14 protein-coding genes are annotated in these 25,873 nt (G+C 68.4%); 9 read left to right on the top strand and 5 right to left on the bottom strand.

What is annotated here, in order from left to right; all coding sequences use genetic code 11:
• Positions 1–73: 73 nt before the first annotated feature.
• From treZ to glgB, 5 genes are all read left to right on the top strand, one after another.
• The gene (treZ, locus tag ASF28_RS15470) at positions 74–1,885 is read left to right on the top strand and encodes a malto-oligosyltrehalose trehalohydrolase (protein WP_056094448.1); all 1,812 of its coding nucleotides are present in this window, start codon (positions 74–76) and stop codon (positions 1,883–1,885) included.
• Positions 1,885–6,792 (top strand): malto-oligosyltrehalose synthase, encoded by a 4,908-nt coding sequence (locus tag ASF28_RS15465; RefSeq protein WP_056094447.1) that lies wholly within the window; start codon positions 1,885–1,887, stop codon positions 6,790–6,792. Before treZ ends, ASF28_RS15465 begins: the two co-directional genes overlap by 1 nt.
• 168 nt (positions 6,793–6,960) lie before the next feature.
• Complete coding sequence (locus ASF28_RS15460) at positions 6,961–10,344, top strand: maltotransferase domain-containing protein (RefSeq protein ID WP_056094444.1); 3,384 nt, start codon at positions 6,961–6,963, stop codon at positions 10,342–10,344.
• Between the two features lie 169 nt (positions 10,345–10,513).
• Positions 10,514–13,771 carry a maltose alpha-D-glucosyltransferase gene (treS, locus tag ASF28_RS15455; RefSeq protein WP_056094443.1) on the top strand — a complete coding sequence of 1,086 codons (3,258 nt, stop codon included), beginning with the start codon at positions 10,514–10,516 and terminating at the stop codon, positions 13,769–13,771.
• Entirely contained in the window at positions 13,772–16,066 is a 2,295-nt protein-coding gene (gene glgB / locus ASF28_RS15450) for a 1,4-alpha-glucan branching protein GlgB (RefSeq protein ID WP_056094441.1), read from the top strand.
• Positions 16,067–16,144: 78 nt separating this feature from the next.
• On the opposite strand, the gene ASF28_RS15445 is transcribed toward glgB, so the two are convergent.
• From ASF28_RS15445 to ASF28_RS15430, 4 genes are all read right to left on the bottom strand, one after another.
• The gene (locus ASF28_RS15445; protein ID WP_157085614.1) at positions 16,145–16,720 is read right to left on the bottom strand and encodes a hypothetical protein; all 576 of its coding nucleotides are present in this window, start codon (positions 16,718–16,720) and stop codon (positions 16,145–16,147) included.
• A 113-nt stretch (positions 16,721–16,833) separates the two neighbouring features.
• Positions 16,834–17,868 carry a hypothetical protein gene (locus ASF28_RS15440; RefSeq protein ID WP_157085613.1) on the bottom strand — a complete coding sequence of 345 codons (1,035 nt, stop codon included), beginning with the start codon at positions 17,866–17,868 and terminating at the stop codon, positions 16,834–16,836.
• Positions 17,869–18,056: 188 nt separating this feature from the next.
• On the bottom strand, positions 18,057–19,088 hold the full coding sequence (locus ASF28_RS15435) for an aspartate-semialdehyde dehydrogenase (RefSeq protein ID WP_056094434.1): 1,032 nt from the start codon (positions 19,086–19,088) through the stop codon (positions 18,057–18,059).
• A 279-nt stretch (positions 19,089–19,367) separates the two neighbouring features.
• Positions 19,368–20,378 (bottom strand): LLM class flavin-dependent oxidoreductase, encoded by a 1,011-nt coding sequence (locus tag ASF28_RS15430; RefSeq protein ID WP_056095108.1) that lies wholly within the window; start codon positions 20,376–20,378, stop codon positions 19,368–19,370.
• Between the two features lie 246 nt (positions 20,379–20,624).
• Between ASF28_RS15430 and ASF28_RS15425 the strand changes: the two genes are divergently transcribed.
• The 4 genes from ASF28_RS15425 to ASF28_RS15410 all read left to right on the top strand — a co-directional run bounded on the left by ASF28_RS15425 (position 20,625) and on the right by ASF28_RS15410 (position 24,845).
• Complete coding sequence (locus ASF28_RS15425; protein WP_082476597.1) at positions 20,625–21,476, top strand: hypothetical protein; 852 nt, start codon at positions 20,625–20,627, stop codon at positions 21,474–21,476.
• Positions 21,477–21,582: 106 nt separating this feature from the next.
• Positions 21,583–21,984 carry a hypothetical protein gene (locus ASF28_RS15420; RefSeq protein WP_056094431.1) on the top strand — a complete coding sequence of 134 codons (402 nt, stop codon included), beginning with the start codon at positions 21,583–21,585 and terminating at the stop codon, positions 21,982–21,984.
• A 134-nt stretch (positions 21,985–22,118) separates the two neighbouring features.
• Positions 22,119–23,003 (top strand): TVP38/TMEM64 family protein, encoded by an 885-nt coding sequence (locus tag ASF28_RS15415; protein WP_082476596.1) that lies wholly within the window; start codon positions 22,119–22,121, stop codon positions 23,001–23,003.
• Positions 23,004–23,390: 387 nt separating this feature from the next.
• Complete coding sequence (locus ASF28_RS15410) at positions 23,391–24,845, top strand: sensor histidine kinase (protein ID WP_157085612.1); 1,455 nt, start codon at positions 23,391–23,393, stop codon at positions 24,843–24,845.
• Positions 24,846–24,848: 3 nt separating this feature from the next.
• Here ASF28_RS15410 and bioB read toward each other — a convergent pair whose 3' ends face one another.
• Complete coding sequence (bioB, locus tag ASF28_RS15405) at positions 24,849–25,859, bottom strand: biotin synthase BioB (protein WP_157085611.1); 1,011 nt, start codon at positions 25,857–25,859, stop codon at positions 24,849–24,851.
• Between the last annotated feature and the right edge of the window lie 14 nt (positions 25,860–25,873).

Here is a 25,873-nt window from a genome sequence, read left to right as displayed (position 1 = left end):
CGACAGCCTTCTGAAGGGTCGGCCGGCTTCGCTCGCCGATCGCCCCTCAGGTAATGACGAAAGACGGACTGCGATGCGGCGAGCCCATGTGATGGCCTTCGGCGGCGAGGCGGGAAAAGACGGCGTGCGGTTCGCCCTGTGGGCTCCCACCGCGAAGTCCGTCACCCTCGTGGTCGATGGGACCGATCATGAGATCGCCGAGGCCGGCGAGGGCTGGCGGCGTGTGACCGTGCCGGGCGTCGAGGCGGGGGCGCGCTACGGCTACCGGATCGACGGCGACCTCGTGGTGCCCGACCCCGCCTCGCGTTTCCAGCCCGACGACGTGTCGGGCCTGAGCGAGGTGATCGATCCGCGCAGCTTCGACTGGAACGATTCCGCCTGGACCGGCCGCCCGTGGGAGGAAACGATCCTCTACGAATTGCATGTCGGCACCGCGACGCCGGAGGGCACCTACGCCGCCCTCGAAGGCAAGCTCGAGGAACTGCGCGACCTCGGCGTCACCGCCATCGAGCTGCTGCCGCTCGCCGACTTCAAGGGCACCCGCAACTGGGGCTACGACGGGGTACTACCCTACGCGCCGGACAGCGCCTACGGCCGCCCCGACGACCTCAAGCGCTTCGTCGACAAGGCGCATTCCCTCGGCCTGATGGTGTTCCTCGACGCCGTCTACAATCACTTCGGCCCCGCCGGAAACTATCTGCACGCTTACGCCAAGACGTTCTTCACCGAGCGCCACCAGACGCCGTGGGGCGCCGGCATCAACTTCGACGGCGAGACCAGCGGCCGTACCGTGCGGGACTTCTTCATCGAGAACGCCCTGTACTGGTTGGAGGAATACCACTTCGATGGCCTGCGCTTCGACGCCGTCCACGCCATCCTTGACGATTCCGAAAAGCACTTCATCGGTGAGCTCGCCGAGACGATCCGCGCCCGCCTGCCCGGCCGCCACATCCACCTCGTCCTCGAGAACGAGGCCAACGAGGCGAAGTGGCTGGAACGCAGGGACGACGGTCAGCCCGTCCAGCACACGGCGCAATGGGCCGACGACCTGCATCATTGCTGGCACGTGCTGCTGACCGGCGAAGAGGCCGGGTACTACGAGAGCTTCTCGGACAAGCCGGTGGCCCATCTGGCCCGGTGCTTGGCGGAAGGCTTCGCCTATCAGGGCGAGCCGTTCCCGACCCTCGACAACCATCCGCGCGGCGAGCCCTCGGGCCACCTGCCGCCCTCGGCCTTCGTCACCTTCCTGCAGAACCACGATCAGGTCGGCAACCGGGCGCTCGGCGAACGCCTGACCGCGCTCGCCGATCCGGCCAAGCTCGCCCTTGCCCGCGCCGGCCTCCTGCTCAGCCCGCAGATCCCCATGCTGTGGATGGGCGAGGAATGGTCGGCCACCGCACCGTTCCTGTTCTTCGTCGATTTCGCGCCCGACGCGGAGCTGAACAAGGCTGTGCGCGAAGGCCGCCGGCGCGAGTTCAAGAGCTTCGCGGCGTTCGCCGACGACACGTCGATGATTCCCGATCCGACGGAGGCGAAGACTTTCACGGATTCGCAGATCGACTGGGCGGAAGTTGAACGCGCCCCCCATCGCGGCGTGTGGGCCGACACCCGCAACCTCCTGCAGATCCGGCATCAGACCGTCGTACCCCTGACGAAGACGGCGTATCGGGGGGCGAAGGCTACCCTGCCACGTGCCGACGCCGTGGACTGCACCTGGCGCTACGAGGGTGGGTGGCTGCGCTTCGTCGCCAATTTCGGCGATGCGCCCCTGCAGACGCCGCGCGGCGGAGGCCAGATCGTTTGGTGCAACGGGGCCGACGTCGTGACCGGCGAGACCATCGAACTCCCGTCCTGGACGGGCATCTTCCTGACGGGTGTGAACTGATGAGCTGCGACCTCGAACGCCTCGCCGATCTTCTGGGCGTCGCCCCCGGCTATACCGACGCCTTCGGCCAAGCCGTGGAGACTGCCCTGGAGATCCGGCGCGGCATGATCGCCGCCCTCGGCTTCCCCGTCGGCGACGAAGCTGAGGTTGCCGCGAGTCTGAGCCTCGTGGCGAAGGTTCGCGAGGGACTGACCCCGTCGCTGCTGCCCGTCGAGGCGCGCCGCGCCGCGCGGGTGCCCCTGAGGGTGTCGGCGGCCGGGACCCTGGCGTGGCGTCTCGTCGATGAGCGCGGCCATACCCGCGAGGGCCGTCTCGCCGTTCCCGCCTCGGCGCAAGCCGGCTTCGAACTGCCGCCCCTGACGCCCGGCTATCATCGCCTGACGGCGACGCTAGGCGATCAGCGCGCCGAATCCTGGGTCATCGCAGCCCCCCAGCGCTGCTGGCGTCCGCGTGCCTATGCCGACGAGGGTGCGCGCGACTGGGGGCTCGCCGCCCAGCTCTACGGCCTGCGTTCGCCGGACAACCTCGGGATCGGCTCCTACGCCGATGCGGGCCGCGCCGCCCGCGACGCCGGCCTGCGCGGCGCTTCGTTCCTGGGCCTCAGCCCCGTGCACGCGCTGTTCGCCAGCGATCGCACCAAGATCTCCCCGTACTCGCCGTCCTCGCGCCTGTTCCTCGAGACCCTGTTCATCGAGCCGGGTGTCCTTCCGGGCTTCGTCGGGTCGAAGGCCGCGGACCTCCTCGCCTCCATGGGCGCACGGGTCGAGGCCCTGCGCGAGGCCAAGCTTGTCGACCACGCCGGGATCTGGGGCGTGCTCTCGCCGGTGCTCCGCGCCCTGTGGCAGGAATCCGCCGCCCGTGACGGTACCGATGCGCGCTTTGCCGCCTTCCGCATCGCAGGCGGCGCGGATCTGGAGGCGCACGGCACCTTCGAGGCGCTGGCCGAACATTTCCAGGGGCAGGGCGCCCTCTGGCTCGGCGACTGGCCGGAAGAGTACCGGCGCAACGGCACCGACGCCGTGCGGGCCTTCGCCGCCGAGCACGCGGCGACGGTGACCTACCACGTCTGGCTACAGTACCTCGCCGACCGGCAGCTGGAGGACGCGTCCGAGATCGCGCTGGGCACCGGCATGCGTCTCGGCCTCTATCGCGACCTTGCGGTCGGCGCCGATCGCGGCGGCTCCGAGATCTGGTCGCACCCCGAGCGGTTCGCCAACGGCGTCTCCATCGGCGCGCCGCCCGACCTGCTCGCGCCCAAGGGCCAGGACTGGGGTCTGCCGGCCTTCCACCCCCTGGAGATGGAGCGCGACGGCCTCGCCGCCTTCCGCGCCCTGGTCCAGGCGAACATGCGCCATGCGGGCGCCATCCGCATCGACCACGCTTTCCAGCTCGCCCGCCTGTTCCTGATCCCGCTGGGCGCCACGGCGCAGGCCGGCGCCTACGTCGCCATGCCGTTCGAGCCCATGCTGGCCGTGCTGCGCCTGGAGAGCCACCGCGCCAAGTGCCTCGTCATCGCCGAGGATCTCGGCACGGCGCCCGCGGGCTTCTCCGACGCCCTGATGCAGGCGGGTATCTTGAGCTACCGCATCCTCGCCTTCGAGCGCGAGGACGGCGCCCGCTTCAAGCCGCCGGCCGCCTATCCACGCGAGGCCCTCACGGCCATCACCACCCACGACCTGCCGACCTTCCTCGGCTGGTGGCGCGGGGTCGACACCGACACCCGTCAAGCGCTGGGCCTCTACGATTCCGAGCGGGCCGACACGGAGCGGCGCGAGCGCGTCGACGAGCGCACCCGCCTCACCGAGGCGTTGGCCGCCGAGCAGTTGCTGCCGAGCTACGATCCGCCTGAGGCCGCGCCTCTCGAAGCCGCCGCGCGCTACCTCGCCCGTGCGCCGTCGATGCTGACCGCGGTGCAGTACGAGGACGTGGTCTCCGAACTGTCCCAGGCCAACGTGCCGGGCTCGACGGAGGGCTACCCGAACTGGCGGCGCAAGCTCGACCGGACTCTGGAGGCCATCGCGGCCCCCGGCGGGCCGCTCGCCAAGCTCGCCGCCTCCCTGGCGGCCGAGGAGCGCGGGCCGCGCTCGGGCGCTGCACGCCTCGCTTCGCCGCCGCCGCGTGCCACCTACCGGCTGCAGTTCCACAAGGACTTCACCTTCGCGGACGCGGAAAAAATCGTCCCGTATCTAGCCAAGCTCGGCATCAGCCACGTCTACGCCTCGCCGATCCAGAAGGCGCGACCGGGCTCGACCCACGGCTACGACATCGTCGACCACGCCACCATCAACCCGGAGCTCGGCGGCGAGGAAGGCTTCGTGCGTTTCTCCGAGACCCTGCACGCGGCCGGGCTGAAGCTGCTGCTCGACATCGTACCCAACCACATGGGCGTCGGCGGCGCCGACAATCCGTGGTGGCTGTCGGTCCTCGAATGGGGCGGCCTGTCGCCCCACGCGGACGCCTTCGATATCGACTGGTCCAGGCTCGGCGCCAACAACAAGCTCGTGGTGCCGTTCCTCGGCGACCGCTACGGCGAGGCCCTGGAGAGGGGCACGCTAGAGCTGAAGTTCGATCCGCAGAAAGGCGCCTTCAGCGTCTGGCACTACGAGCACGAATTCCCGATCTGCCCGCAGCAATATCCGACCATCCTCAACCGCTCCCTCGCGGCGCTCGGCGACATCGAGGATGCGGCAGCTCTGGAAGTGCTCGGCATCTCCGAGCGCCTTCGCCTCATGGGCGAGGAGACCAATGACGAGCGTCGCCGGGCCTTCCCGGCCGAGGCCGAGGACCTGAAGGAGCGCCTCGTCGAGGCGGTCGCCGCCTCGCCCGCCATCGCGGAGGCCATCGGACGGACCCTGCGACTCCTGAATGGCGCCAAGGGACATCCCGACAGCTTCGGGCCCCTGCACCGCCTGCTGGAGCAGCAATCCTACCGGCTGGCCCATTGGCGGGTGGCGGCGAGCGATATCAACTACCGCCGGTTCTTCGACGTGAACGGCCTGGCAGGCCTGCGCGTCGAGAAGTCCGACGTGTTCCAGCGCTCGCACGAGACGGTGTTCCGCCACATCCGCGAGGGCCGCATCGACGGCCTTCGCATCGACCACATCGACGGTCTCGCCGATCCGCAGGGCTATGCCCGCGCGCTGCAAGCGGCCGTCGGCCCCGGCTTCTACGTGGTGGTTGAGAAGATCCTCGAGCCCGGCGAGCGCCTGCGGCCTTGGCCCGTCGCCGGCACCACCGGCTACGACGTGCTGAACCAGCTCGACGGCATCCTGGTCGACAAGGGCAAGCAGACAGCGATCCGCGACCTCTACGAGGCGCGCACGCATTTCGACGAGCCCTACAAGTTTCAGCTTCGCGCGGCGAAGGCCGAAATCCTGGAGATCAGCTTCGCCTCCGAGCTCGAGGTGATGACCTCGGACCTCAAGGCCGTGGCCGATGCCGACCGGCGCACCCGCGACTTCTCCGTCAACGCCATCCGCCGGGCGCTCATCGAGATCATCGCGCGCTTTCCCACCTACCGCAGCTACCTGCCGGGGGACATCGACGAGAGCGACGTCGAGGACGAGGATGTCCGCCTCATCGAGAATGCGGTGAAGAAGGCGAAGCGCTGGAGCGCCCTGCCGGACCGTTCGGTGCACGACTTCGCCGCCGACGCCATGCTGGGCCGCATCGACGTCACCGGACCGGGTCGCCCCGACCCGGCGGTGATCCTGCGCTTCCGCCGCCGCTTCCAGCAGCTCACCGGCCCGGTGATGGCCAAAAGCCTGGAGGACACCCTGTTCTACCGGTTCTCGGAACTGCTGGCGCTGAACGAAGTCGGCGGCGATCCGGGCGAGTACGGCATCGACGCCGCACACTTCCACGCCCTCCAGGCGGCCCGCGCCCGCGACTGGCCCAACGCCATGATCGCCACGGCGACGCACGACACCAAGCGCGGCGAGGATGCCCGCTCGCGCCTGCTCGCCCTCTCGGAGATGCCCGGTGACTGGGCCGAGGCCTGGACCGCATGGCAAGCGCTTGCCGGCCCGCACCTCACCACCATCGACGGCGAGGCCGTGCCGGATTCCAACGACCAGTGGATGTTCTTTCAGGCGATCCTGGGCGCGTGGCCCCTCGAACTGCTGGACCGGGACGAGCCCGCGGCCGTCGAGGACTTCCGCCACCGCCTCGACGCCTACTCCGAAAAGGCGCTGCGCGAATCGAAGCGCCGGTCGAGCTGGGTCAACGTCGACGAATCCTACGAGGGCGCCGTCCACGCGCTCTTCGCCAAGCTCATCGCCCCGGGCTCGGAGTTCCTGTCGCGGATGCGGCCCTTCGCCAAGCGCCTGGCCCATCTCGGTATGATCGCGGGTCTCGGCCGCACGGTGCTGAAGGCGACCCTGCCGGGCCTGCCCGACACCTATCAGGGCACGGAGTTCTGGGATTTCTCGTTCGTCGATCCCGACAATCGCCGCCCGGTGGACTATCCGGCGCTCGCCCGATCCCTTGAGGAGGGCGGCGCGGTCCCCGATCTCCTGGCGCATTGGAGCGACGGCCGGGTCAAACAGGCGACCCTGGCCCGCCTGCTGGCCGACCGGACCGAGCGGCCGGCCTTCTACGCCGAAGCCGACTATCAGGCCGTCGTTCCGGCCGGCGGAAAAGCCGATCATGTCATCGCCTTCACACGTTCGGATGCGACGAGCGGGGAAGGCGACCTCCTGGTCGCCGTACCGCGCCTCGTCTCTGGTCTCGTCGGGGACGGAGTGTGGTCGGGCGCGGCCTTCGCCGGGACCCACCTGCCGGTGCAGGCCGATAGCGCCTGGACCGACCTCGTCACGGGGGACACCGCCGAGGCGAAGGATGGACGGATCGAACTCGACCGCCTGTTCGCGCGTCTGCCCTACGCGGTCCTGAAACGGACCCGCTGATGGCCGTTCGACCCTCCCCCCTATGCGGGGAAGGGTGGTCGCGGAGCGACCGGGAGGGGGGCAGCGCCTTGTCCGGGAAGGTCGCCCCCTCTCCCGCCTGCTCCGCAGGCACCCTCTCCCGTTGAGGGGGAGGGATAGTGCGAGACACAAGAACCCAATGGAGCACGCATGAACGCACCGAGCCCCGCAACGAGTACCGCCCAGCGGACCGACGCCGGCGTGGTGCCGCTTCCCCAAGGCCTCGCGCCCCGCGCCGAGGGGCCGCGCATCTACAACTTGTTCCCGTTGCTCGTCGGCCGGGTCTCGTCCTGGACCGCCGAACTGCCGCGCATCGCGGCCCTCGGGTTCGACTGGGTCTACCTCAACCCGTTCCACCAGACTGGCGGCTCGCGCAGCCTCTACGCGGTGGCCGACACCGACCGCCTGGACGAGCGGTTCCGCGACCAAAACGGCACGTCCGACGACGAGCAGATCCGCCGGTTCTGCGCCGCCGCCCGCGCCCAGGGCTTGAGCGTCATGACCGACCTCGTGGTCAACCACACCGCCCGCGACGGCTCGCTCGCCCGCGACCGGCCCGACCTGTTTCTCGGCAACGCCGACGGCGAGATCGAGAGCCCCTACGCCGTCGATCCCGACGATCCGACGAAGCGCACGGTGTGGGGTGACCTCGCCGAACTCGACTATCACACGGAGAAGAGCCGCACGGAGCTGACCGCCCTGTGGTCGGGCTACGTCAACCGCCTGCAGGACCTCGGCGTTGCCGGGTTCCGCTGCGACGCCGCCTACAAGGTGCCGGCCCCCGTGTGGCGCGACCTCATCGGCGCGGCCAAGGCGGTGGAGCCCACATGCCTGTTCGCCGCCGAGACCCTCGGCTGCACCTTCGAGGAGGCGCAGGCCACGGCGGGCGCCGGGTTCGACTACCTGTTCAACAGCTTCGCCTGGTGGGACCTCAAGGCTCCCTGGGCCCTGGAGCAGTACGACCGTCTGCGCGTCGTCGCCCCCTCCATCGCATTCCCCGAGAACCACGACATGGCCCGCCTCGCGGCGGACTTGGACGGCGATGCCGAATCCATCGCACGCCACCTCAAGGCGCGCTACGCACTCGCGGCCTTCTTCTCCGCCGGCGTGCTCATGCCCATCGGGTACGAGTGGGGCTACGCCAGGAGCTTGCACGTGGTCGAGACCACGCCCGAGACCCGCGAATCCGACACCGGCATCGACATCTCGGCCTACGTCACCGCCATCAATAAGCTGCGCGCCGAACTCCCGGCGGCCAACGTCGAGGGCGCGCAGGCGCGCATCTCGGCACCCGACGCGGCGTTCGTCGCCCTCCTGCGCTTCGACACCGGCCACGGCGCCTCGGCCCGCAGCGCCGTGCTCGTGCTCCACAACCCCGGCACGGTCCCGGTGGCCGTGGACGCCGCTCCCCTCGTCGCCCGCACGGGCGGCATGCTCGGGACCTTCACCGACCGCACGCCGGACGTCGCCCCCATTGCGTTCACCCCCGGCATCAGCGTCGACCTGCAGCCGGGCGAGGTCCGCATCCTCAGTGCCTCCCGCGAAACGGTCACGAAGGAGCCGCCGCTCACCACGCCGACGGGCGAGGGCCGCGTCGTCATCGAGGCGGTGTCGCCCGAGATCGACGGCGGCCGCTCGGCGGTCAAGCGCGTGGTCGGCGAGAGCGTCCACGTCACGGCCGACATCTTCAGCGACGGCCACGAGATCATCGATGCCGAAATCCTGTCCCGCATCGTCGGCGAGGACATCTGGGCCTCCGACCCGATGGTGTTCATCGAGAACGACCGTTGGGGCGGACACTTCCCCCTGGAGCGCAACGCCCGCTACGAATTCACCATTCGGGCGTGGCGCGATGCGTTCTCGTCGTGGATGCGCGACACCCTGAAGAAGCGCGACGCCGGGGTCGACGTCCAACTGGAGACGGTGGAGGGCATCGCCTTCGTGGTCGATGCGACCGACGAGGCCGCGGGCGCCGACCGCGACCGGCTGAAGGCGCTCGCCACCGCCCTCGATGCCGAGATCACCGGCTCGGCGGCTCAGCTCAATCTCATGCTGATCCCTGAGAACGCGCGCCTCGTCCGCCGCTACGCGCCGCGGGTGAACCTGTCGCGCTACCCCGTGAACGTCCCGGTCATCGCCGACCGCCTCGCGGCCCGGTTCTCGGCCTGGTACGAGATCTTCCCGCGCTCGCAGTCCATGGACGTCAACCGCCACGGGACCTTCGACGACGTGATCCGGCGCCTGCCCGAGATCCGCGAACTCGGCTTCGACGTTCTGTACTTCACCCCGATCCACCCCATCGGCAAGACCAACCGCAAGGGCAAGAACAACACCCTCAAGGCGCTTGAAGGCGATGTCGGCTCGGTCTACGCCGTCGGCTCGGAGGACGGCGGCCACGAGGCGGTGCATCCCGACCTCGGCACCCTGGACGATTTCCGCCGGCTGGTGGCGGCGAGCCATGCCTACGGCATGGAGATCGCCCTCGACTTCGCCATCCAGTGCTCGCCCGACCACCCCTGGATCAAGGACCACCCGGAGTGGTTCGAGTGGCGGCCCGACGGCACCCTGAAATTCGCCGAGAACCCGCCGAAGAAGTACGAGGACATTTCCAACGTCCACTTCTACGGCGGGGCGCTTCCCTCCCTGTGGATCGAGCTGCGCGACATCGTGCTCGGCTGGGCCGCCCTCGGCGCCCGCATCTTCCGGGTCGACAACCCGCACACCAAGCCGATTCCGTTCTGGGAATGGATGATCGGGCAGGTCAACGGCCGCTACCCCGACGTGATCTTCCTAGCTGAGGCCTTCACCCGGCCGAAGATGATGAAGAAGCTCGCCAAGGCCGGCTACCAGCAGAGCTACACCTACTTCACCTGGCGCGACACCAAGGCCGACCTCATCGCCTACTCGACCGAACTGGCGGGAGAGATGGGCGAGTATTACCGCCCGAACTTCTTCGCGAACACGCCGGATATCAACCCGATCTACCTGCAGACCAGCGGGCGGGCGGGTTTCGTCGTGCGCGCCACCCTCGCCGCGACACTCTCCAGCGTCTGGGGCATCTACAACGGCTTCGAACTGTGCGAGGCCGCGCCCTATCCGGGCAAGGAAGAGTATCTGAATTCCGAGAAATACGAGCTGAAGGCCTGGGACTACGACCGGCCCGGCAACATCCGCGAGCACATCATCAAGCTTAACCGCATCCGCCAGGACAATCCGGCCCTGTGGGATTTCCGCAATGTGGTCTTCACGGGTGCGTACAACGACGAGATCATCGCCTACGCCAAGACCACGCCGGAAGGCGACAATTGCATCTTCACCATGGTCAACCTCGATCCGAAGAACCGCCAGGAATGCACCTACGAGGTGCCCCTGTGGCTCGTCGGCCAGCCCGACGACGGCGCGGTCGAGGTCGAGGACCTGCTGCTCGGCTACAAATTCGAATTGCGCGGCAAGTCCCACCGCATCGCCTTCGATCCGGCCGAACGCTCGGCCATCGTCTGGCGCCTGCGGGCCCCGCGCCGGGTTGCGCCTTGACCGGACCCATGTCAGCAGAAACCGCGACAATCGTGAGCGATCGTCGCGGTGTCGCCTCAGTGTCGGCGCCTATCCACCCGATGGACGCCGCACCCGGCGATCCCCGTACGGGCCCCGGTGCGCACACTCCGAATACGCCCTTGAACTCGATGCATGAGGCAACGACGCGATGATCGATCGCAGCGATCCGCAATGGTACCGTGACGCCATCATCTACCAAATCCACGTCAAGTCGTTCTTCGACTCGAACAACGACGGGATCGGCGATTTCGAGGGCCTGACGCAGAAGCTCGACTACGTCCGCGACCTCGGGGTCACGGCGATCTGGCTGATGCCGTTCTATCCGTCGCCCCTGCGCGACGATGGCTACGACATCGGCGACTACCGCGAGGTCAACGCCTCCTACGGCACCATGGAGGAGTTCCGGAAGTTCGTGGAGGCCGCGCACGAGCGTGGCCTGCGCGTCATCACCGAGCTCGTCATCAACCACACCTCGGATCAGCATCCCTGGTTCCAGCGCGCCCGCGAGGCACCGGCTGGATCGCCGGAACGCGACTTCTACGTCTGGTCGGACACCGACACGCCGTATGCCGACACGCGGATCATCTTCCTCGACACCGAGACCTCGAACTGGACCTGGGACCCCGTCGCCAAGCAGTATTTCTGGCACCGGTTCTACAGCCATCAGCCCGACCTCAACTTCGACAACCCGGCCGTGCTCGAGGCCGTCATCGAGGTGATGCGCTACTGGCTCGACATGGGCGTCGACGGCCTGCGCCTCGACGCGATCCCGTATCTGATCGAGCGCGACGGCACGAACTGCGAGAACCTGCCCGAGACCCACACGGTCATCAAGGCGATCCGCGCGGCCCTCGATGCGAGCTATCCCGACCGGATGCTGCTGGCGGAAGCCAATCAGTGGCCCGAGGAGACGGCGCAGTACTTCGGCGACGGCGACGAATGCCACATGGCGTTCCACTTCCCGCTGATGCCGCGCATGTACATGGCCATCGCCAGGGAAGACCGGCACCCGATCACCGACATCATGCGCCAGACCCCGGAGATCCCCGAGGGCTGCCAGTGGGCCATCTTCCTGCGCAACCACGACGAGCTGACCCTCGAAATGGTGACGGCGGAAGAGCGCGACTACCTGTGGTCGTTCTACGCCGCCGAGCGCCGCGCCCGCATCAATCTCGGCATCCGGCGCCGCCTCGCGCCGCTCCTGGAGAACGACCGGCGCAAGATCGAACTGATGAAGTCCCTCGTCCTGTCGATGCCCGGCACGCCGGTGCTCTACTACGGCGACGAGATCGGCATGGGCGACAACATCTACCTCGGTGACCGCGACGGCGTGCGCACCCCGATGCAGTGGTCCCCGGACCGCAACGGCGGCTTCTCCCGCGCCAATCCCGCCAAGCTGTTCCTGCCCTCGGTGCAGGACCCGATCTACGGTTTCGATGCCATCAACGTCGAGGCGCAGACCCAGTCGCAGACCAGCCTGCTGAACTGGACCCGGCGCATGATCGCCATCCGCAACAATTCCGTGGCCCTCGGCCGCGGCGGGATGCAGTTCCTGTATCCTTCGAACCGCAAGGTTCTCGCCTGGATTCGCGAGTTCGAGGGCGAGCGGGTGCTGTGCGTGGCGAACCTCTCGCGCGCGCCGCAGGCCGTGCAGCTCGATCTCTCGGAACTGCGCAACGCCGTTCCCATCGAGCTCACCGGCGGTTCGGAATTCCCGGCCATCGGCGAGCTGCCCTACCTGCTGACGCTGCCCTCCTACGGTTTCTACTGGTTCTCCCTCAGCGCGGCCAACACCGGCACCATCGGCCCGCAGCCGGAAACGCCGGAGCTGTTCACCCTGGTGTTGACCGGCGGCATCGAGACCCTGATGGCCGGGCGCGAGCGTACCGCCTTCGAGCGCACCGTGGCGCCGCGCTTCATCGCGACCCGCCGCTGGTTCGGCGCCAAGGGCTCGCGCATCAAATCGGTGAGCGTCACCGACAGCGCGACCCTCAAGGATGCGACGGGCGAGGCGCGCTTCCTTCTGCCGCGCGTCGCAGTCCACCTCGCTAACGGCGAGCGTCAGGATTACTTCGTGCCCGTCGCCGTCGACGAGGGCCGCGAGGACGAGACCCTGATGCCGTTCGCCGTGGCCCGGGTCCGGCGCGGTCCGCGCACGGGCCTGCTGTTCGGCGCCTCGGCCTCGCCGGCCTTTGCCGTCGCCATGGTGGAAGGCATGCGGGAAGGCCGCGAGCTGCCCACCGAGACGGGCAAGCTCGTGTTCTCGACGACGTCCGCCTTCGACCCGGCGATCACGTTCGAGGCAGGCGAGGTGCGCAACCTCAGCGCCGAGCAAAGCAACACCTCCATCGCCATCGGCTCGAAGATGATGCTGAAGCTGCTGCGGCGGCTCCAGACCGGGGTCCATCCCGAGATCGAGGTCGGGCGCTTCCTCACGGAAACCGCCTACTTCAACAACACGCCGGCCCTGCTCGGCGTCGTCGAGCATGTCGATCCCGACGGCGTGCGCACGGCCGTCGCCGTCCTGCAGAAGTTCGTGCCGAACCAGGGCGACGCCTGGACCCTCATGCTCGAGGGCCTGCGCCGCGACTTCGACACGGTGGTGCTCGCCCCCGAGAGCGAGGCGCCGACGCCCGAGGAGGCGTTCGAGTCCCACCTGCGCTGGGCGATCCTGCTCGGCCGCCGCACGGCCGAGATGCACAACGCCTTCGCGGTGGCGACGGACGACCCGGCCTTTGCGGCCGAGCCGTTCGAGCATGCCGACCTGCACGCGCTCGGCGACGACACCCGCCGCCAGGCCGAGCGCGCCTTCCGGGGCCTCGATGCGCTCGCCGGACGCACGGCCAACGCGGCGAGCACGGAGCTCGCCGGGCGCCGCCGGGAGGTCGAGGACGCCATCGAGGCGCTCACGGCCCGGCCCCCGCTCGGGGCCACGAAGACCCGTATCCACGGCGACTACCACCTCGGGCAGGTGCTGGCGGCGGAGGACGACCTCATCATCGTCGATTTCGAGGGCGAGCCCTCGCGGCCGGCCGACGAGCGCCGCCTCAAGGCGACGCCGCTCCGCGATGTCGCCGGGATGATGCGCTCGTTCGCCTACGGCGCCGAGACCGTGACCCGCGAGATCGCCGTACGCTTCGCCGATTCCGAGGAGCGGGCGCGCCGGGCCTCCATCGCCTGGCGTGGCATGATCGATGCGGCGTTCCTCGACGGCTATCGGCAGACGGTTTCGGCCAGCGGCGGCGGGGTAACGGATGCGGAGACCGAGAGCCGGCTGCTGAAGCTGTCGCTCCTGACCAAGGCCCTCTACGAGGTCGATTACGAGGCGAACAACCGTCCCGATTGGATCGAAATCCCCGCACGTGGGGTTCTGACCATTCTGGACGATATCAAGAAAGGCGTTTGAATGACGGGCATCGACGAGACGTTCGCGGGCCGCACCGGGCACGCATCGGCAACCTCGGGGGCCGCGAACGTACCGCCTGTTGCCACGGGCACGCGGGCGCCCGAGACGCGCGGCGTGCATCCCGATTCGGTGGCCGCCATCATGGCGGCCAACCACGGCGATCCGTTCTCGGTGCTGGGCCCCCACGAGGTCGGGCCGGGCGCCTGGGAAGTCCGGGCCGTGCTGCCGGAGGCGAAGGGCGCGACCCTCCTGACGGGGGGCAAGCGCATCCCGTTCGAGCGCAAGCACCCGGACGGCTTCTTCGTCGCGAAGGTCGAAGCCCAGGGTCGCCCGCTCTACGAACTCGCCGTGGAGGACTGGGACGGCACCGAGCGCAACCGCCACGACCCCTACGGCTTCGGCTCGTCCCTGGAGCAGCACGACATCGACGCCCTGCGCGAGGTCGGCAGCAACGTCACCTACCGCATCCTCGGCGCCCAGGCGCGCACGGTCGACGGCATCCAGGGCTTCCGCTTCGCCGTGTGGGCACCCAACGCCCGCCGCGTCAGCGTGGTCGGCGACTTCAACGCCTGGGACGGCCGGCGCCATCCCATGCGCCTGTGGCAGAACGGCGGGGTGTGGGAACTGTTCGTCCCCGGCCTGAAGGCGGGCGCGCACTACAAGTTCGAGCTGCTCGGCCCTGACGGGACCGTGCTGCCGCTGAAGGCCGACCCCGTCGCCTTCGCGGCGCAGAAGCCCCCCGAGACCGCCTCCGTCCTGCAGGGCACCAACGATCCCGCTTGGCACGACGAGAAGTGGATGGCGACGCGCGGGGAAAAGGACCCGCGCCATGTCCCCATCTCGATCTACGAGGTCCATCTCGGCTCGTGGGCGCGGGTGGCCGAGGAGGGCAACCGCTACCTCACCTACAAGGAACTCGGCGACCGCCTCATCCCCTACGTCAAGGAGATGGGCTTCACCCACATCGAGATGCTGCCGATCACGGAGTTTCCGTTCGACGGCTCATGGGGCTACCAGCCGGTGTCTCTGTTCGCCCCGACGAGCCGCTTCGGCACGCCCGACGACTTCGCCGCCTTCGTCGATGCCGCGCATGACGCCGGCATCGGTGTGATGCTCGACTGGGTGCCGGGCCACTTCCCCCTCGATGCCCACGGTCTCGGCCAGTTCGACGGCACGCACCTCTACGAGCATGCCGACCCGCGCCAGGGCTTCCATCAGGATTGGGGCACCTACATCTACAATTTCGGCCGGTCGGAGGTCTCGACCTTCCTCGCCGCCAACGCCCGGTTCTGGCTCGAGCACTACCACCTCGACGGCCTGCGCGTGGATGCCGTCGCGTCGATGCTCTACCTCGACTATTCGCGCCGGCAGGGCGAGTGGATCCCGAACCGCTATGGCGGCAACGAGAACCTCGACGCCATCGACTTCCTGCGCAAGACCAACGAGGCCACCTACGCCCACGCCCCCGGCACCCTGACGGTGGCGGAGGAATCCACCTCCTGGCCCGGCGTCTCCCACCCGACCTACACGGGCGGCCTCGGCTTCGGCTTCAAGTGGAACATGGGGTGGATGCACGACACCCTGAACTTCGTCTCCAAGGAGACGATCCACCGGCGCTACCACCACCACGACTTGACCTTCGGCCTGCTCTACGCCTTCTCGGAAAACTTCATCCTGCCCCTGTCCCACGACGAGGTGGTGCACGGGAAGGGCTCGCTGCTCGGCAAGATGACCGGCGACCGCTGGCAGAAGTTCGCCAACCTCCGAGCCTATTACGGCTTCATGTGGGGCCATCCGGGCAAGAAGCTGCTCTTCATGGGCTGCGAGTTCGGCCAGGAGAAGGAGTGGAACCACAACCAGTCCCTCGACTGGCACCTCCTCGACGACCCCCACCACCAGGGCGTCAAGGATCTGGTCCGCGACCTTAACCACCTCTACGCAGCCGTCCCGGCCCTCCACACCCGCGACACGGAAGCCGCCGGTTTCCAGTGGCTGGTGGCGGACGACCAGGACAACAGCGTCATCGCCTGGGCCCGCAAGGGCCGCGAGGCCGGCGAGGTCGCCGTGGTGGTGTCGAACTTCACGCCCGTCGTGCGCGAGAGCTACCGCATCGGCGTGCCGGAGGCGGGTTTCTACCGCGAGGCCATCAACTCGGACGCCGAGCGCTACGGCGGCTCCAACGTCGGCAACATGGGCGGGGTGCGTGCCGAAGCCATCGCCAGCCACGGCCAGAGCCATTCCATCAGCCTGACCATCCCGCCGCTGGCCACGACGATTTTCGTGCGCGCGGACTGATAACGGCCTGCATGGCGGACAAAAAAGCCGGCGGCGTCCTCGCGACGCCGCCGGCTTTTTCGTGGGTCGGATGCCGCATCAGCCCACTTCGAGGGGGAGGGGCTTCTTGACCCAGTGGGGTTCGAGGGGGCTGCCGACGATGTTCTCCGCCTCCCACCGGTGCAGGAGAGCTGCCAGCCCCGCCCGGTCGTCGGCCATCAGCGGCGCGTCGATCAGACAAAGGCGGTCATATTCCAATTGATGAAAGGGTTCGTCCATGATCCGGCCCGGGCGATAGTACTCCCTGGACTTCGTCCACATCGCCCGCGCCGCGTCGAGTTCCCCGAGGGCTATGTGGGCGAAGAGATACCAATGCGAATCGAGACGGATAAATGTTTCAGGGCGCGCGCGGGTGAAATTCAGGCACTTGTCGACTGTATCGAAGGGTCGAAGTCGGTCCAGGGCGTCCGCTTCGACCCGTGTGATGAAATCCGCCTGCATCGTCGGATCGGACCAGGACCAATACCAACCACCCTTGAAACCATCCGAACGACCGATGCGATCACCGCAACGTCCGTACGTCTCCCATGTCCGAACGCCGGGCATGAAGAATTCCGTCAGAAACCAATCCGCGACACACTGGTCGGCATCGCTCGTGCGATCGATTCGGATCACTCGCCCAACCGATCCCACCGGGCGAAACCAGAGAGTCTGGTTTCCGACGAGGACGAGGTCCGGATTCCTCTCCAGAAGTGGCTGAACCAAAGACTTGATCTGACGTTTTGTTGTCATATTTCAGGCCGGACTTGTATCATGATAATACCTTCCGATTCAGGAAAGCGAGTCTTTGCGATCCTAGTTAGCAAAAGAGCGCGAGTAGGGGTCAGCTCATCTCTGCCGGTCTTATAGTCATAGATGCACACCTTATTGTCCGGTGTTAGCTCGAAGAGATCCAAGCGAACCGAATCTTTCTTGCCATAATGAGCATCTATGCCGCTCCTATCGAGCGAAAGCTCTACATGAACACCCAGGTAATTCAAATTTTTGAATGTCCTGGCAATATCATAGTGAATAAGATTGCCAAGTCTTGTGTTGTCCAAATGCGGATTCAAAGCCCGCAATCGCTTCGCCGCCTCGTTCGTCACCGCCTGCACCTCGCGATTGAGGGGACACGCCTGATTGAGCGTCGTTTGGCTGACCGGTCCAACCCAGATCAACGGATATTTCTTGTCCACATCCGTCTCGAAGTCGTAGCGCAGGGCGGTCGTACCGGGCGCCTTCCCGAAACGCGGTTCCCGCGCCCGGAGGTAGATGAACAGGAACGCGGCTGCTTCCAGCGTCGCTGCGACGGCGGGGACAACGACGAACGGCAGGAAGACCGGTTGCACCGTCGCCTCGGGCGGCGCACTCGCTCCCAGGAACGTTCCGCGCGAGAGGACCTCGCCGGTCTGCCCGTCGCGAACGGTCTGGGTGTCGCCGGAATTCTCGAACAAGCGGCTGTCGCCGTCGGGCGTGATGACCCGGTGCTGTTCGTCCCCTTCATTGCGGCCGGAGCGAATGCGAAGGGTAAGGACTTCACCGCCGCCGTCCAGCAGCGTCCGCTGCTGCGTCTGCGAACTCGAATCGTTCCCGCCCCCGGCCGGACTCCATTGTCCGCCGCCGCCCTGGCCGGCCGGAACGCGGGGCTGATTCGGGTCGTACTTCCGCATCAGGTGGCGGACGCGGAGCAGCTTCGTCTCCGTGGTCAGGAGGGCGAGGCGAAGCCGCATCTCATCGCGACCGTCCGTCGTCCGGAGCCGGAAATCTCGGTTGCGCACTGGCATGGCGAACACCTTTGTTCATGAAATGTTCTACCGTAGGATGCGCACAATAGGAAATTATTCAAGTAAATTCGATTTCGGTCCATTGCCGGTCAAGAGGGCCTTCGAACGCAAAACGCCGCCCCGCGAACGGGACGGCGTCTCTGGCAAGATTCGAAGAACCCGGTCCGCGACGGACCGGGGAGGGCGCTTCAGGCGGCCTGATGGCGCGGCAGGAGCTTGCGGTTCACCAGCATCTCGGCGATCTGCACGGTGTTGAGGGCCGCACCCTTGCGCAGGTTGTCCGACACGCACCAGAACGCGAGGCCGTTCTCCACGGTGGCGTCCTCGCGGATGCGCGAGATGTAGGTGGCGTCCTCGCCCGCCGCCTCGTGCGGAGTCATGTAGCCGCCGGGCTCGCGCTTATCGACCACAAGGATGCCGGGCGCCGAGCGCAGGATCGCCCGGGCCTCGTCGGCCGACATCGGGCTCTCGAACTCGACGTTGACCGCCTCGGCGTGGCCGATGAACACCGGCACCCGCACGCAGGTGGCCGTGAGCTTGATCTTCGGGTCGAGCATCTTCTTCGTTTCGGCCATCATCTTCCACTCTTCCTTCGTGAAGCCGTCTTCCATGAAGACGTCGATCTGAGGGATGACGTTGAAGGCGATGCGCTTGGGGAACTTCTCCTGCACCATCTGGCCGGCGGTGAAGACCGAGCGGGTCTGCTGGAACAGCTCGTCCATGGCGTCCTTGCCGGCGCCCGAGACCGACTGGTAGGTCGAGACCACCACGCGGGTGATCTTCGCGACATCGTGGAGCGGCTTGAGGGCGACGACGAGCTGGGCCGTCGAGCAGTTCGGATTGGCGATGATGTTGAGCTTGGAGAAGCCCAGGATCGCGTCGGGGTTCACCTCCGGCACGATCAGGGGCACGTCCTGATGGTAGCGGAACGCCGACGAGTTATCGATGACGACGCAGCCGGTCTGGCCGATGCGCGGCGACCATTCCTTCGAGGTCTCGCCGCCCGCCGACATCAGGCAGATGTCCGTGTCGGAGAAGTCGTAGGAATCGAGCGCCTGCACCTTCAGGATCTTGTCGCCGAAGGAGACGTCCTGGCCCATGGAGCGGCGCGAGGCGATGGCCACGACCTCGTCGGCGGGAAACGCCCGCTCGGACAGGATGTCCAGCATCTCGCGGCCCACATTGCCCGTGGCACCGACGACGGCGACCTTGTAACCCATGATCCTCACCACTCCGCTCGAAGCGCCCGATCCCGGGACGGCGCTCGACTGAAGCCAAGCGGCAACGTTCGGGACTTGGGCACCGTCCTAAGGGCCTCCCCACCGTGCGCCGCACCACCCGGGACGGGCAGCGCGGCGGCCTGCCGGCCGTGGAGGTCGCACATCCCGGGACATCCGGCATGCCGTCCCATGCCGCGCTGCGGCATGAGTCGTGAAGCGCGGGAGCAAGACGCCTTGCTCCCGAACCTGTCAAGGGTTCACCGCATCCGGCAGGGGTGTTCAGGCGACGCGGGCGGACCGGTGTTCCAGGCCGTCCCGCACCTCGGCCAGGAGCGCGTAGGAGCGTTGGCGTGCCGCCGGATCGTGGATCGCCGACGCCACCATGAGCTCGTCCGCCCCGGTCTCGGCCACGAGGTCGGCGAGCCCGCGGGCGATGGTCTCGGGCGACCCGACGAGGGAGCGGGCCAGCATCCGGGAGGCCTGCGCCTTCTCAGCGGGCGACCAGTAGGTCTCGATGTCATCGAGGGGTGGCTGCAGCAGGCCTCGCGTCCCGCGCAGCAGGTGGGTGAACTGCTGCTGGGCCGAGGTGAACAGCCGGCGCGCCGCCGCATCGGTCTCGGCCGCCACCACGTTGACGCCGATCATCGCGTGCGGGGCCGCCAGCTGGGGGGAGGGGACGAAGTTCGCCCGGTAGGTCGCCAGCGCCGGCAGCAGGGCGTCGGGCGCGAAATGCGACGCGAAGGAATAGGGCAGGCCGAAGGCGGCGGCGAGCTGCGCCCCGAACAGGCTCGATCCGAGAACCCACAGGGGCACGTTCAGCCCCGTGCCGGGTACGGCCTGCACCGCCTGCCCCGGCTGGAGATCGCCGAACAGGCTCTGCAGCTCGCGGACGTCCTGCGGGAAGGTGTCGGCCGCCTCGTGGGACCGGCGCAGGGCCCGCGAGGTCCGCGGATCGGTGCCGGGCGCGCGGCCGAGGCCGAGGTCGATCCGGCCGGGATACAGGGCCTCCAGGGTGCCGAACTGCTCGGCGATCACCAGGGGCGAATGGTTCGGCAGCATGATGCCGCCGGCGCCGACCCGGATGGTGCGCGTGCCGGCCGCGAGATAGCCGACCACCACCGCGGTCGCCGCGCTGGCGATGCCGATCATGTTGTGGTGCTCGGCCACCCAGTAGCGCCGGTAGCCGAGTTCTTCCGTGTGGCGGGCGAGCGCGAGGGCATTGCGCAGGGCGTCGCCCGGAGTCGCCCCTTGCGGCACCGGCGCAAGGTCGAGGATGGAGAGCGGAATCATCGTGTGGCTGTCCTTCATCGATCCGGAAGACGGATCGCGTACCCCCGCCCATGAGATCGCGACGGGCGCGCGCGGACGCAAGCGCACCCTGTCATGCCGTCATGGCATGGGTCGGGCCCGCGACGCTTAAGCAGCGATTCACCGCGACTCGGAAAACCGCCGCCGCCGCGCGCGGCCGAAACCGGATCGTACCGGCCGGTCGGCGAGGATCGCCGCGACGGGCGGTCCGAAGCGGAGGCGGTACGGTTGCGGCAGATCACCACGAGCGATGACACGGCACGGGAGACAGGCCTGGCCGGTCCCCGGCGGCGCCCGGCGGCGGCCCTGCGGATTCTCCCGCGCCTCGCCTGTGCGGCTGCCCTCATCGCCGGGTTGAGCCTGCTCGCGCGCGAGACCCGCCCGCAGGCGGCCCGGCCCGAGGGCGATGCTGCGGCGGCGTCCGATGCGCCGGCGCCGTTCGTCCCGAGCGTGAGCCTCGCCGTCCGGCCGGCGATGCCGAGCGCCGTCGCGGCGCCGCGCTTCCGCCTCGACGATTCCGGGGCCGGAGAACCGGCCCGGACCGAGGCCGTGCGCCACGATCCCGTCAGCGGCCGGCGCGAGGAGACCCTCGCTCTCGGTGCCTTCCCGAACATCGAGTCGCCCTACCTGCGCCTCACCGTCGCCGAAGCCGGTCCGGGCGCCCCGGCCGGACGCCTGTTCGTGACCCTCGCCCGGCGCGCCGCCGACGGTCCCGGCCTCTCGGTGATCCGCACGGGCGAGCGCGGGCGCATCGAGACGAAGTTCGGTGCCGTCGAGACCCTCGAGGCGACGTTCAGCGGCCCCCTCGACCGGATCTGCACCGGCTTTGCCGGATCGGCCGGCGCACTCTTCCGGTTCGACGGCTGGCTCTGCGCCCCCCTCGGCCAGGCGCCGGAGCCCCGCGCCGTGGCTTGTGCCCTCAATGGCCTCCTCGCGGCCGCGCCGGACACGCCCGGCTTCTCCGGACGGCGCGATCCCGCCTGCCGTCCGCCGCCGGATACCCGGACGGGGTCCCTCGCCACGGGCGGCCCACGAAAAAATGAGGCCAGATTGCGGCGCAATGCGCAAGCGCGGCCTTAATCGTGGAACTAAAGCGCGGGTTCGAACGTCAACCCCGCATACGAATGGCCGAGTTTCTTAACGAGTTCGGCCTACACATTCGCTCCAGATTTACACAAGGTGCATCATGCGCTCTGCCACGATTGCCCTGATGGGCGCCCTGACCCTCGCCGGCGTCGGCCTCAACACCGCGGCCGAAGCGCAGGGACGCTATGCTCCCGCCGGCGTTCGCGTCAGCCAGCCGCTGCCGATCCGCATCCGCCCGCGCTCCTGGCTCGATGCCGGCAACGTGGTGGAGGCCAACAATGGCTCCGTGAGCAATCCGGCCACGAACCCGCAGCTCATCACGGCGAGCTACCTGAACTCCCCGCCTTACGGTCGCAACGACCGTTTCGGCACCGGTATCCTCGCCGATCCGATCACCAACGGCCCGTTCGTCGGCGCCCGGTCGAGCGCGATCCGCAACATCGACTTCTCGCCGCTCGATCCGATCCTGGATCCGACTTCGCCGCTGGCCGGCCGCTACTAAGCGAAGCGCTTGGATCTGATGAACAGGCGTCGTCCCCCGGGACGGCGCCTTTTTCGTATGTGCGAAGGCGGTTGAATTCGCGCCGGTGTGCGAAGACAAACGCGCTCCTTCGATGCCGAACGAACGGGCCCGGAATGATACGAGAGGACACGCCTGCGCAGATCTCACCCCCGGAGGTCTCGCTTCCCGAAGTCTCGCTTCCCGAGGTCTCGCCCCGGCCCGCCTGGCGCCGAATCCTCCGCTGGCTGCCGATTGCCGTCCTCGTCACGGCTTCCCTCGCGATCCTGGCCTCCGGCGTAGCGCAACTCCTCGATCTCGACCGCCTCCTCGCGTCCCGAGCGTGGCTGAGCGCCGCCGTCGCCGAGAATCCCGCCCGGACCATGGCTGTGACGGCCCTCGCCTATGTGGGTGCCGTGGTGGTCTCCGTGCCGGCGAGCCTGTTCCTCACGATGCTGTGCGGGTTTCTCTTCGGCATCGTGCCCGGCGCCCTCATCGCCGTCACCTCGGCGAGCACGGGCGCGGCCATCGTGTTCTCCATCGGCCGGGGCCCGGCATCGGATCTGCTGCGGCGCCGCGCCGGCCCCCGCCTCGCCGGCCTCGCCGCGGGGTTCCGGCAGGATGCCTTCGGCTACGTCGCCTTCCTGCGGCTGCTGCCGATCTTCCCGTTCTGGCTGACCAACCTCGCGCCGGCGGCCTTCGGCGTCCCGTTGCGGACCTTCCTCCTCGCGACGATCGTCGGCCTCAGCCCCGGCGCCCTGGTCTATGCCACCACGGGGGCCGCCATCGAGGACGTGGTCGCCACCCATGAGGCGGCCCGAGCGGCCTGCCACGCGGCGGGGGAGCTCGAATGCGCCCAAACCCTGAGCCTGAAGAGCCTGATCACCCCTAAGATGATCGCCGGCCTCGCCGCCCTTGCCGCCTTCGCCATGTTGTCCGTCGTCCTGCGACGCCGCCTCGGCCGCCGTTTCCCGACGGCACCCCATCCTGAGATATCCGAACGCCCTCCGCACTTACCCTGAGCCCGACGCGACCGCGGGCGTGCAGGGAGGCGGTTCGGTCGCCGACGACCGAACCGTCCCGTTCGAAGTTTTTTGCATATCGTATTTGGTCGACGAAGCACGCCTGCTCCGTCCCAGGCTGTACCGGCCAACGCGTGAAGTTCGGCCCGGCCATTTCACCGGGCAATGGCAGGACCATTGCCGTGGATGATCCTTGCAACCCATCCGTTTGAACGACGCTTTCATCATTGTTCATGATGCGCGCGTGCGTCTTGTCACGGGCAACCTGCCTTTTGGCGCATTCGAGGATGGTCGCCGGGCCAAGAGCCATCCATATCTGACGCGATCGTCCAGACCGGACTTGTTCACACGGGCCTGTAGAGGTCGAAACGCTTGCTGAAATCATCCATGAAATCGGAGGCTCTGCATCCGGAGACGACGTTCATCGCTGCGCAGGCACAGGCGCCACGGGCATCCCGGTTTCGCCTGGGTCTCTCGGGGCGGGTATTCCTGCTCACCATCGCCCTCGTGGGCCTGTGCGAGATCCTGATCTACGTGCCGACGGTAGCGAACTACCGGATGATGTGGCTTTCGGACCGGATCGCGGCCGCCCATGTGGCGGCCCTGGTGATCAACGCCGCGCCGGATCACACCGTCTCGCCCGAGCTCGCCGACCGGCTCCTGACCGGCGTCCGGGCGCAGGCGATCATCGCCGATGCCGACGGCAGTCGGAAGGTCATCGCCCGCGGGCCGCCGCCCGCCGTGTCCCGCGTGATCAACCTGCAATCCAGCGATCTCGCCCAGTCCATCGGCGGTGCGTGGGAGACCCTGTTCCGCCCCTCGGCGACCCCGATCCGGGTGATCGGACGATACCGCGAGGGCTTCGACCCCGTGGAGGTCATCGTCGACGAGGCGCCCCTGCGCCAGGCCGTGGCGGCGTTCTGCCTGCGCCTGCTCGGCACGTCCCTGACCATCGCCGCCGTCGTGGCCGGCCTGGTCTTCTTCGTGCTCCAGCGCGCCATCGTGCGGCCCGTGCGCCGGCTCGTCAGCAACATCACGGCCTTCGCCGACGATCCGCAGGAGACGGCCCGCGTCATCGTCCCATCGGGGCGCAACGACGAGGTCGGCGATGCCGAGGTCGCCCTGGCCAGGATGGAGATGTCGCTGGCGAGCGAGCTGCGGGCCAAGCGCCACCTCGCCGATCTTGGGCTGTCCGTGAGCAAGATCAACCACGAGATGCGCAACCTGCTGACCACGGCGCAGCTCCTCGGCGACCGCCTGGAGGGGGTGACCGACCCGGTGGTGCAGCGCGTGGCGCCGCGCCTGGTGGCGACCCTCGGCCGGGCGATCCGGTTCTGCGAGGAGACCCTGGCCTATGGACGGGCGACGGAGTGCCACCCGCAGCAGCGGCCGTTTCCCCTGGCTCCCCTGCTGGCCGACCAGGCCGACCTGTCCGGGCGCGGGCCGGATTGCGCGGTGGTCTTTCGGGAACGCTGCGCGCCCGACATCACCGTCCACGCCGATCCCGAGCAGCTCTCGCGGGCGCTCGCCAACCTTGTGCGCAATGCCGTTCAGGCCATGCAGGCCGAGGCGACGAACCGCGCGCCCGTGGTGAGCCTGGAGGCGAGCCGCGCGGGCGACAGCGTGACGATCCTGGTGACCGACAACGGTCCGGGCCTCCCGGCCCGCGCGCGCGCGCACCTGTTCGCGCCGTTCAAGGGCTCGACCCGGCCCGGCGGCACCGGCCTCGGCCTCGCCATCGCCGCCGAACTCATCGAACTCAACGGCGGCACGATCACCCTCGATCAGACCGAGGTGGGCGTCCGCTTCCGGATCACGCTGCCGGCGGAGAAGCGCGCCTGAGGCTCACTCGGCCGCCGCCAGGGTCAGGCCCGGGACCGTGATGCCGATGTCGCGCAGCAGTTCGGCGTCGGCGTCGGTTTCGTTGTTGGCGGTGGTCAGCAGGCGCTCGCCGTAGAAGATCGAATTGGCGCCGGCGAGGAAGCACAGGATCTGCGCCTCGCGGGTGAGGTCCTTGCGCCCGGCGCTGAGGCGCACGCGGGCGCGCGGCATCACGATGCGGGCGGTGGCGCACATGCGCACGAGGTCGAGGGGATCGACGGGCGGGCGCTCTTCCAGGGGCGTCCCGGCCACGGCCACGAGGGCGTTGATCGGCACGCTCTCCGGGTGGGGCGCGTGGTTGGCCAGAACCTGCAGCATGGTGGCGCGATCCTTCACGCCCTCGCCCATGCCGACGATGCCGCCGCAGCACAGGCCGATGCCGGCGTCGCGCACGTTCTGGAGGGTGTTCAGGCGATCCGCGTAGGTCCGCGTCGAGATGATATCGCCGTAAAACTCCGGCCCGGTGTCGAGGTTGTGGTTGTAGGAGGTGAGGCCGGCTTCCGCGAGGCGCGTCGCCTGCGAGGGGTTGAGCATGCCCAGCGTCACGCAGGCTTCCATGCCGAGGCTGCGCACGCCGCGCACCATGGCGAGCACCGCGTCGAAGTCCGGTCCGTCCTTGGGCTGGCGCCAGGCCGCGCCCATGCAGAAGCGGTGCGCGCCCGAGGCCTTGGCGGCGGCGGCTTCCTTCAGCACGGCGTCGACGGGCATCAGCCGCTCCCGCGGCACGCCCGCCTCCTTGTGGTGGGCCGATTGCGGGCAATAGGCGCAATCCTCGGGGCAGCCGCCGGTCTTGATGGACAGGAGCGCCGCCCGCTGGATGTCGGCCGGATCGTTGTGGGCGCGATGGACTTCCGCCGCCCGGTAGACGAGATCGAGGAGCGGCAGGTCGTGGATTGCCTGAATCTCCGCCACGGTCCAATCGTGCCGGATCGCGGAGGTCGCCAGGGTGGGGCGGGGAGCGGCTAGCTCGGTCATCGTCTCGATCATGG

The organism is Methylobacterium sp. Leaf99, from assembly GCF_001422375.1.
Taxonomy (GTDB): Bacteria; Pseudomonadota; Alphaproteobacteria; order Rhizobiales; family Beijerinckiaceae; genus Methylobacterium.
This window is presented reverse-complemented; position numbering and strand designations above follow the sequence as displayed.

Coding starts and splice junctions, on each gene's coding strand:
- treS (WP_056094443.1), top strand. CDS start 10,514: ATGATCGATCGCAGCGATCCGCAATGGTACCGTGACGCCATCATCTAC.
- ASF28_RS15465 (WP_056094447.1), top strand. CDS start 1,885: ATGAGCTGCGACCTCGAACGCCTCGCCGATCTTCTGGGCGTCGCCCCC.
- ASF28_RS15440 (WP_157085613.1), bottom strand. CDS start 17,868: ATGCCAGTGCGCAACCGAGATTTCCGGCTCCGGACGACGGACGGTCGC.
- ASF28_RS15415 (WP_082476596.1), top strand. CDS start 22,119: ATGATACGAGAGGACACGCCTGCGCAGATCTCACCCCCGGAGGTCTCG.
- ASF28_RS15435 (WP_056094434.1), bottom strand. CDS start 19,088: ATGGGTTACAAGGTCGCCGTCGTCGGTGCCACGGGCAATGTGGGCCGC.
- ASF28_RS15420 (WP_056094431.1), top strand. CDS start 21,583: ATGCGCTCTGCCACGATTGCCCTGATGGGCGCCCTGACCCTCGCCGGC.
- bioB (WP_157085611.1), bottom strand. CDS start 25,859: ATGACCGAGCTAGCCGCTCCCCGCCCCACCCTGGCGACCTCCGCGATC.
- ASF28_RS15430 (WP_056095108.1), bottom strand. CDS start 20,378: ATGATTCCGCTCTCCATCCTCGACCTTGCGCCGGTGCCGCAAGGGGCG.
- treZ (WP_056094448.1), top strand. CDS start 74: ATGCGGCGAGCCCATGTGATGGCCTTCGGCGGCGAGGCGGGAAAAGAC.
- ASF28_RS15460 (WP_056094444.1), top strand. CDS start 6,961: ATGAACGCACCGAGCCCCGCAACGAGTACCGCCCAGCGGACCGACGCC.
- ASF28_RS15410 (WP_157085612.1), top strand. CDS start 23,391: ATGAAATCGGAGGCTCTGCATCCGGAGACGACGTTCATCGCTGCGCAG.
- glgB (WP_056094441.1), top strand. CDS start 13,772: ATGACGGGCATCGACGAGACGTTCGCGGGCCGCACCGGGCACGCATCG.